This window comes from Kitasatospora sp. NPDC091257 (genome assembly GCF_044757675.1).
Lineage (GTDB): Bacteria > Actinomycetota > Actinomycetes > Streptomycetales > Streptomycetaceae > Kitasatospora > Kitasatospora lactacystinica.
On the sequence record NZ_JBIVVI010000407.1, the window covers coordinates 1 to 6,904 of the forward strand.

Below are 6,904 nucleotides of genomic sequence, written 5' to 3' on the forward strand. Positions count from 1 at the left end.
CCCTGTCAAGGGCAATTGCCCTACATCCCTAACATCCCATCATTGCATCAGATACCCTACGGCCTTCGAGGCGCGGATGATCTTGCGAAGCCCACCCTCACCGTCCGCGCCCCGTCGCGCCAACTCCCCCCACCATCACCGCTCCAACAACAAGCGCCCCCACCCTTCGCTGCACCGGGAGTCCGATGTCTGACGACACCTCACTTCAGATTCCGTTCCCGCACCGCCGCAGTCCGCACGGCATCCACGCCACCGCACTGCACAGGGACTGGCTGATCCGCCACCCGCTGCTGCCCGACGCCGACCATCCCGGCTACGCGCACTGGGAGGTGGTGGACCTCGCCGCACTCGGCTATCCGGACGCCGGCCCGGACGAACTCGCCCTGGCCGCCGACCTGATGGGCTTCTACTTCCTCTTCGACGACCAGTTCGACGGCCCGCTCGGCCGCCGTCCCGCCGAGGTGGCCCCGATCTGCGAACGGCTGATCGCCGTCCTGCACGGCGCCCGCGCCGACCAGGGCTCCGCGGTCGAGACCGCCTTCGCCGATCTGTGGAACCGCAGCATGCGGGGCATGCCGGCCCGCTGGCAGGCCCGCGCCGCCTACAACTGGGAGTACTACCTGGCCAGCCACCCGGCCGAGGCGGCCGGCCGGATCTCCACCCGGCCGCCGGACCGCGCCGGCTACCTGGAGCTCCGCCGGGGCACCGCGGCGATGGAGACCATCTTCGACATGGTCGAACGCCTGGGCCAGTTCGAGGTCCCGGCCGCCGTCCTGCACCACCCCGTGCTGCGTCAGCTCCGCCAGCTGGCCGCCGACATACCGTCGCTCAGCAACGACGTGCACTCCTACCCGCTGGAGGCGCCGCGCGGGGACGTGAACAACCTGGTCATGATCGTCCAGCGGGAACGGCGCTGCTCGGCCGAGGAGGCCTGCGCGGCGGTCATCGCCGAGGCCCAGCTGATGGTCGACCGCTGCGCCGAACTGCACGCCCGGCTGCCCGACGTCCACCGCGAGTTGGGCCTCTCCCGGATCGAACGCACGATCGCCCAGCGGTATGCGGACGGGCTGCTCACCTGGCTGGCCGGCTACCTCAGCTGGGAGGCCCGCACCGGCCGGTACCACGCGGTCTGACCGGCGTGCGCCCCGGACCGCCCGACGGGCGTGCGGTGGCGCGACCCGAGAGCGCCGCCCCGGCCGTACGGCGGCGCACGGCGGCACGCCGCGGGGACGGTCCGGCCGACGCACGGCGGCTTACGGAGGCACGCCGGGGACAGCCCCACCGACGCGCGACGGCGCGCGGCTGCGGGTCGCGGGGGTGCGTCCGAAACGCGCGCCCCCGCAGTGATCCGTTTCGGGACGCCCGCGGAGATCGGGATCGGGCCCCGGGCTCCCGCGGAGATCGGGATCACGCCAGGGGTCCCGCGGAGATCCGGTCCGGGACGTCCGGCGGCCCAGGCCCCCGCGAACGACCGGAAGACACACCCTCCGTACCGGACACGCGTACGGACCGTAGCCGCGCCGGGCGCCCGGCGGTTATCGTGCTCGGCGGCGGGCGCCCCGGCGGGGCGCCGGTCCGATTGCGTGTCCGACCCCTCCCGCCGGACCGCCCCCGAACGGGCGGTCCGGCGTGCCGCCCGTGGCCAGAGCCGTGCCCGGCGGCGCCCGACGCAGCGAGGAGACAGCGAACATGACGGTCTACCAGCCCCCCGGCACGCCCGGCAGCATCGTCGCCTACCGCTCCCGGTACGAGCACTGGATCGGCGGCGAATGGACGCCTCCGGTGCGCGGCGAGTACTTCGGCAACCCGACCCCGGTCACCGGCGAGGTGTTCACCGAGGTCGCCCGGGGCACCGCCGAGGACATCGAGGCCGCGCTGGACGCGGCCCACGCCGCGGCCCCGGCCTGGGGCCGCACCTCCGCCGCCGAGCGCGCGCAGGTCCTGCTGCGGATCGCGGACCGGATGGAGACCAACCTGGAGCAGCTGGCCGTCGCGGAGAGCTGGGAGAACGGCAAGCCGGTGCGCGAGACGCTGGCCGCCGACCTCCCGCTCGCGGTCGACCACCTGCGCTACTTCGCCGGTGCGCTGCGGGCCCAGGAGGGCAGCCTCTCCCAGCTGGACGAGGACACCGTGGCGTACCACTTCCACGAGCCGTTGGGCGTGGTCGGCCAGATCATCCCGTGGAACTTCCCGATCCTGATGGCGGTCTGGAAGCTCGCCCCGGCGCTCGCCGCCGGCAACGCGGTGGTGCTCAAGCCCGCCGAGCAGACCCCGGCCTCGGTGCTGCTGCTCGCCGAGCTGACCGCCGACCTGGTGCCGCCCGGCGTGGTCAACATCGTCACCGGCTTCGGTGAGGAGGCCGGCGCCCCGCTGGCCGCCAGCCCCCGGATCCGCAAGATCGCCTTCACCGGCGAGACCGGCACCGGCCGGCTGATCGCCCGTTCGGCCGCCGAGAACCTGATCCCGGCCACGCTGGAACTCGGCGGCAAGAGCCCCAACGTGTTCTTCGCGGACGTCGCCGCCGACGACGACGCCTTCTACGACAAGGCCGTCGAGGGCTTCGCGATGTTCGCCCTCAACCAGGGCGAGGTCTGCACCTGCCCCAGCCGCGCCCTGCTCGAGACCCCGGTCTACGAGCGGCTGCTCGGCGACGGCCTGGCGCGGGTGCGGGCGATGCGCCAGGGCAACCCGCTGGACACCGAGACCCAGGTCGGCGCCCAGGTCAGCGTCGAGCAGCTGAAGAAGATCCTCTCCTACTTCGAGATCGGCCAGGACGAGGGCGCCAGGATCCTGGTGGGCGGCGAGCGGGCCGACCTCGGCGGCGCGCTCGCCGGCGGGTACTACGTCACGCCGACGGTCTTCGAGGGCGACAACTCGATGCGGGTCTTCCAGGAGGAGATCTTCGGACCGGTCGTCTCGGTCACCCGCTTCGACGGCTTCGACCAGGCCGTCGCGCTCGCCAACGACACCCAGTACGGGCTCGGCGCGGGTGTGTGGACCCGCAGCATCAACACCGCCCACCGGGCCGGGCGCGCCATCCAGGCGGGCCGGGTCTGGACGAACTGCTACCACGCCTACCCGGCCCACGCGGCCTTCGGCGGCTACAAGAACTCCGGCATCGGGCGGGAGACCCACAAGGCGCTGCTGGAGCACTACCAGCAGACCAAGAACCTGCTGGTCAGCTACTCCCCCGACGCGGTCGGCTTCTTCTAGACCCGACGAGCCAGGGAGGCCGGGAAAGCGGAGCGGGAGGCCCGTCGGGGCCTCCCGCTCCCTCGCCACTCCCCGTGGCGGGCTCCGGGGCGAATCGCCTGTTCCGGGGATCAAAGCACATGAATGCGGCCAATTCACCGACGCGCCGCCGACATGCCCGGACGGCCCGCGCGAAAGCCGTAAACAGGACTCCCCGCCCCTCACCCCCATCAGGGAGTCCCGCGTGACCATCGCCCCCACGAAACTCAGCGACCCCGCCGTCCGCGCCTTCGTCACCGCGGTCAACGCGGGCGACCGCGAGGCCTTCTTCGCGCTGCTGGCCCCGGACGCGACCATGGCCGACGACGGCTCCGAGCGCGACCTGGCGGACTGGGTCGACCGGGAGATCTTCGGCCCGAACGGCCGGATGGCCGTCCAGACCGAGTCGAGCGGAGGCCACGCGCTGATCGCCGAGTTCACCAACGAGACCTGGGGCACCATGCGCACCGCCTGGCGCTTCACCGTCGACGGCGGGAAGATCCACCGCTTCGAGACCGGCCAGGCCTGAGGCTACCGGTCCAGCCCCAGGCACCCCCGCACCGCGCGGATCAGGTTCCGCGAGCGGATGTCCCCGGTGACGCCCGGCTGCATGCCGTTGGTGACGTAGCCGAAGCCCAGCCGCAGGTCGGGGTCGGCGAAGCCGAGCGAACCGCCCCGACCCGGGTGGCCGAAGCTCGCCGGGGAGGCCATCGGCGCGGTCGGGCCGTGCCGCCAGAAGCCCAGGCCGAAGGTGGAGTTGACGATCAGCACCCGGTCCGGCCCGCTCACCGCCGGCTCGACCGCGCGTGCCAGCACCTCGGGGCCGAGCAGCGGCGGCAGCAGCGCGCCGGAGCCGTCCGGGCGGTCGGCCGCGCCGATCAGTGCCGCGTAGAACCGGGCGAGTGACCGGGCGGTGCCGATGCCGCCGGCGCCGGGGATCTCGGCGGCCTGCACCGCCGGGTCGTTGAGGTCCACGCCGGGGCGCACCGAGGCGAAGGAGCGGGCGGTCAGCGAGGCCGGGTCCTGGTAGGCGTCCCGGACGGACTGCTTGGGTCGCAGCCGCAGCCCGCTCGGACCGGTCCGGGCCGCGTCCGGCGCCGGGAGGTCGACGAGTCTGCCGACCCTGGGCGCGGCGCCGGCCGGCAGCCCGATCCACAGGTCCAGCCCGAGCGGCCGGGCGACCTCCTCGGCGAAGAACTGGCCCACCGTCCGGCCGCTGACCCGGCGCACCACCTCGCCGACCAGCCAGCCGAAGGTGTACGGGTGGTAGCCGTGCGCGGTGCCGGGTTCCCAGGCGGGCGCCTGCGCGGCGACGGCGGCGGCCGCGCGCTCCCAGGTGAGCACGTCCTCCAGCCGCAGCGGCACGTCCAGCGCGGGCACTCCGGCCTGGTGCGAGAGCAGCCAGCCCACCGGTATCCGGCCCTTGCCGGCCGCCGCGAACTCCGGCCAGTACGAGGCCGCCGGGGCGTCCAGGTCGAGCAGGCCGCGTTCGGCCAGGAGCAGCGCGGTGGTCGCGGTCAGGCCCTTGGTGACCGAGCGCAGCACCTGCGCGGTGTCCGCCGTCCACGGCACCGCGGGCGCCGGCCGGCCGCCGACCTCGGGGCGGGCGTCACCGCCCCACAGGTCGACCACCTTGCGGCCGCGCACATACAGCGCGAAGGCCGCACCGAGCTCGCCGTAGTCGGCGAAGTTCCGCACGAAGGCCGCCCGTACGGGCTCGAACCCCTCGGCCGTCTCGCCCCAGATCTCCACCACCGCGTGCCGCCCTCGACCAGTTCCGTTGCTTCTCGTGCCACTCGTGTTCGTTTTCGATCTCCTTCGATCGAATCCGTTCGAACCGAGCCCCGAAACCCTAACCTGTCCCTCATGACCAACCCTGCCGAGGAACTGCTGGACATCGTCGACGAGCACGACCGCGTGATCGGGACCGCCCTGCGCGGCGAGGTGTACCGGCGCGGGCTCACCCACCGCTGCGTCTTCATCCTGGTCCGCGACCCGGCCGGGCGGATCTTCGTCCACCGCCGCACCGACACCAAGCTCTTCGCCCCCGGCGCGTACGACATGTTCGTCGGCGGCGTGGTCGGCTCCGGCGAGACCTACGCCGAGGCCGCCGTCCGCGAGGCCGAGGAGGAGCTCGGCGTGCACGGCATCGCCCCGCGCCCCCTGTTCAAGTTCCTCTTCGAGCAGGACCGGCTCTCCTGGTGGTGCGACATGTACGAGGCCGAGTGGGACGGCCCGGTCTCCCCCCAGGAGTCCGAGGTCGCCTGGCACACCTGGCTCACCCCCGCCGAACTCGCCGACCGCCTCACCCGCGACTCCTTCGTCGCCGACGGGCGCGAGGCCTACCGCCGCTACCTGGACCTCCGGTCCGCGTAGCGCCGCCACGACCTCGGCGTTCGGGGCCGGTGCGCGGGCCGGAGGGCAGTGGGCCCCTGTCTCCACCGCAGGGCCCTCGACGAACTAGGGTGGCGCGCATGGCCTCCCGTACGCCGTCACCGACGGCCGATCGCGCAGCACGGACCTCCGCCTCCGCCCGGGCGGCGGGCGAGCGGCCGCGTCGGCGGCTGAGCGTGGACGAGCGGCGGGAGCAGCTGATCGCCGTGGCACTGGAACTGTTCAGCCGACGGCCGCCGGAGGAAGTGTCGATCGACGACATCGCCGCCGCCGCGGGGGCCTCCCGGCCCCTGGTGTACCACTACTTCCCCGGCAAGCAGGCGCTGTACGAGGAGTCGCTGCGGCGGGCCGGGCAGGAGCTGTCGGCCCGGTTCGAGGAGCCCATGGACGGGCCGCTGTCGGAGCGGCTCTACCGGGTGATGGGCCGCTACCTGGACTTCGTGCAGAGCCACGGGCCGGGCTTCGCCGCGCTGCTGCGCGGCGGCTCGGTGGCGGCCAGCGCGGGCACCTCGGCGGTGATCGACGACGTGCGCAGGGCCGCGCAGGAGCAGATCCTGGCCCACCTGGCGCTCCCCGAGCCGAGCGCCGGACTGCGGCTGACCGTCCGGGCCTGGATCGCCAACGCCGAGATCACCTCGCTGGAGTGGCTGGTCGAGCGCTCGGTGCCGCTGGAGGAGCTCCAGCTGCACCTGGTGCAGGAGTTCGTCGCCTCGCTCACCCTCACCGCCGCCCGCGAACCGGCCCTCGCCGCCGAACTGGCCTCCTTCTTCGCCGACGAACGCCCGGACGGCCCGACCGGGCGCCTCGTGCGGGACCTCGCGGGGCTGTTCGCCGTGCCGGGGATCGTCGAGGCGGTCACCGCGCTCGCCGCCGGCACCCCCGAGGACGGGTCCGCGCAGGCCACCGGCACCACCACCGAGTGATCATCGGGTCATCCTGCGGTTCGGTCCGGACGGCGGGCTCTGATAGGAATGAGCCGGGATCTGACGACCCGCCGCCGCGGCGGGCCCGGTCCCACCCGAACCACCGACGGCAGACGGAGCAGAGCGGGGGGCTCACCAGGTGACCCAGGACGTGCAGTTCAGCGTGGAGGCCAATCCCTTCGCGGCGGCGGAGCAGGTCTGCGCGACCCTCGGCACTCTCACCGACGCCCTCTTCGACGAGCGCACCTCGCGCCACCCGGCGGCCTCGCTGAGTGCCCCGCGGGCGGCCGAACACCCCGCCGCCGAAACGCTGTTCGGCCTGCCCCTGGCCCCCAACGGCCCGGTGCACACCGCCC

The 6,904-nt window shown here is 73.6% G+C and carries 7 protein-coding genes; 6 read left to right on the forward strand and 1 reads right to left on the reverse strand.

The genetic code is table 11. The features are described from left to right. The first annotated feature begins 185 nt into the window (after positions 1-185). The 3 genes from ACIQOV_RS19830 (at position 186) to ACIQOV_RS19840 (ending at position 3,760) form a co-directional block, all read left to right on the forward strand. A complete protein-coding gene (locus ACIQOV_RS19830; protein ID WP_401050100.1) occupies positions 186-1,133 on the forward strand; it encodes a terpene cyclase in 948 nt (315 codons plus the stop codon). Positions 1,134-1,689: 556 nt separating this feature from the next. After that, the gene (locus ACIQOV_RS19835; RefSeq protein WP_401050103.1) at positions 1,690-3,213 is read left to right on the forward strand and encodes an aldehyde dehydrogenase family protein; all 1,524 of its coding nucleotides are present in this window, start codon (positions 1,690-1,692) and stop codon (positions 3,211-3,213) included. A 223-nt stretch (positions 3,214-3,436) separates the two neighbouring features. After that, on the forward strand, positions 3,437-3,760 hold the full coding sequence (locus ACIQOV_RS19840) for a nuclear transport factor 2 family protein (RefSeq protein ID WP_401050105.1): 324 nt from the start codon (positions 3,437-3,439) through the stop codon (positions 3,758-3,760). 2 nt (positions 3,761-3,762) lie between these two features. Here ACIQOV_RS19840 and ACIQOV_RS19845 read toward each other — a convergent pair whose 3' ends face one another. Next, positions 3,763-4,986, reverse strand: coding sequence for a serine hydrolase domain-containing protein (locus tag ACIQOV_RS19845; RefSeq protein ID WP_401050108.1), 1,224 nt, complete (start codon positions 4,984-4,986; stop codon positions 3,763-3,765). 111 nt (positions 4,987-5,097) lie between these two features. On the opposite strand from ACIQOV_RS19845, the gene ACIQOV_RS19850 reads away from it, so the two are divergent. From ACIQOV_RS19850 to ACIQOV_RS19860, 3 genes are all read left to right on the forward strand, one after another. Continuing rightward, positions 5,098-5,607, forward strand: coding sequence for an NUDIX hydrolase (locus tag ACIQOV_RS19850; protein ID WP_401050111.1), 510 nt, complete (start codon positions 5,098-5,100; stop codon positions 5,605-5,607). Positions 5,608-5,705: 98 nt separating this feature from the next. Further along, complete coding sequence (locus ACIQOV_RS19855) at positions 5,706-6,548, forward strand: TetR/AcrR family transcriptional regulator (RefSeq protein ID WP_401050112.1); 843 nt, start codon at positions 5,706-5,708, stop codon at positions 6,546-6,548. Between the two features lie 139 nt (positions 6,549-6,687). After that, the coding region (locus ACIQOV_RS19860) for a hypothetical protein (protein WP_401050114.1) at positions 6,688-6,904 on the forward strand (217 nt) is incomplete at its 3' end.

Excerpts from the sequence above, each read along its gene's own strand:
- ACIQOV_RS19830 (WP_401050100.1), top strand. The coding sequence starts at position 186 with ATGTCTGACGACACCTCACTTCAGATTCCGTTCCCGCACCGCCGCAGT.
- ACIQOV_RS19835 (WP_401050103.1), top strand. The coding sequence starts at position 1,690 with ATGACGGTCTACCAGCCCCCCGGCACGCCCGGCAGCATCGTCGCCTAC.
- ACIQOV_RS19850 (WP_401050111.1), top strand. The coding sequence starts at position 5,098 with ATGACCAACCCTGCCGAGGAACTGCTGGACATCGTCGACGAGCACGAC.
- ACIQOV_RS19855 (WP_401050112.1), top strand. The coding sequence starts at position 5,706 with ATGGCCTCCCGTACGCCGTCACCGACGGCCGATCGCGCAGCACGGACC.